The sequence below is a fragment of the Streptomyces sp. CNQ085 genome (assembly GCF_022614595.1).
Taxonomy (GTDB): domain Bacteria; phylum Actinomycetota; class Actinomycetes; order Streptomycetales; family Streptomycetaceae; genus Streptomyces.
Genome location: NZ_JAJFAU010000165.1, coordinates 1 through 1,329 on the forward strand (window position 1 = coordinate 1; position 1,329 = coordinate 1,329).

At 69.1% G+C, this 1,329-nt stretch carries 1 protein-coding gene; it reads right to left on the bottom strand.

From position 1 onward, the window contains the following. Positions 1 to 1,106, bottom strand: a 1,106-nt coding sequence (locus LJ221_RS21130) for an Hsp70 family protein (protein WP_241718313.1), incomplete at its 3' end; no start/stop codon positions are given. Between the last annotated feature and the right edge of the window lie 223 nt (positions 1,107 to 1,329).

Below are 1,329 nucleotides of genomic sequence, written 5' to 3' on the forward strand. Positions count from 1 at the left end.
TCCAGCAGCAGGACGTCCTTGACCTCGCCCTTGAGGACACCGGCCTGCAGCGAGGCGCCGATGGCCACCACCTCGTCGGGGTTGACGCCCTTGTTCGCCTCCTTGCCGCCGGTCAGCTCCCTGACCAGGTCCGTCACCGCGGGCATCCGCGTGGACCCTCCGACCAGCACCACGTGGTCGATCTCGGAGACCGGCACCCGCGCGTCCTTCACGGCCTGGTGGAAGGGCCCCTTGCAGCGCTCCAGCAGGTCGGCGGTCAGCTCCTGGAACCGGACCCGGGTGAGCTTCTCGTCCAGGTGCAGCGGGCCCTCGGCCGACGCGGTGACGTAGGGCAGGTTGATGGTGGTCTCGGTCGAGCTGGACAGCTCGATCTTCGCCTTCTCCGCCGCCTCGCGCAGCCGCTGGACGGCCATCTTGTCCTTGGCCAGATCGACCCCGTAGGCGTTCTTGAACTGCCTGACCAGGTGGTCGACGATCCGCTGGTCCCAGTCGTCGCCGCCCAGGTGCGTGTCGCCGTTGGTGGCCCTCACCTCCACCACGCCCTCGCCGATCTCCAGCAGCGAGACGTCGAAGGTGCCGCCGCCGAGGTCGAAGACCAGGATCGTCTGGTCGTCCTTCTCCAGACCGTAGGCCAGGGCGGCCGCGGTCGGCTCGTTCACGATGCGCAGGACGTTCAGGCCCGCGATCTCGCCGGCCTCCTTGGTGGCCTGGCGCTCGTGGTCGTTGAAGTAGGCGGGGACGGTGATCACCGCGTCGGTGACCTTCTCGCCCAGGTACGCCTCGGCGTCCCGCTTCAGCTTCTGCAGCACCCGCGCGGAGATCTCCTGGGCGGCGTACCGCCTGCCGTCCACGTCCCCCGTGGCGGGGAAGCGCCAGCCCTCCTCGCCCATGTGCCGTTTGACCGAGCGGACGGTGCGCTCCACGTTCGTCACCGCCTGCCGCTTGGCGACCTCCCCCACCAGCACTTCACCGTTCTTGGCGAACGCCACCACCGAAGGGGTGGTCCTGGCGCCCTCGGCATTGGCGACGACCGCGGGCTCGCCGGCCTCCAGCACGGACACCACGGAGTTGGTGGTGCCCAGATCGATGCCTACCGCTCGTGCCACCTGTGGTCCCTCCTCTCGCCACCGCCGCCCACCAGCGCACGGTGCGGGAACCGGGCTTCTTATGCCTGTATCTCCGGCATAAAACTTGAGTCGCCTCAAGTCAAGCGGAGCCCGACGCAGAAGCCGTGACGACCGGAGGCCGTCACCCGGAAACACGGCGCGCTCACCCGGACCCTCGTCGCCGAACTGGACGAGCTGCGAACGGCGTTCGCCGGTATCGGGG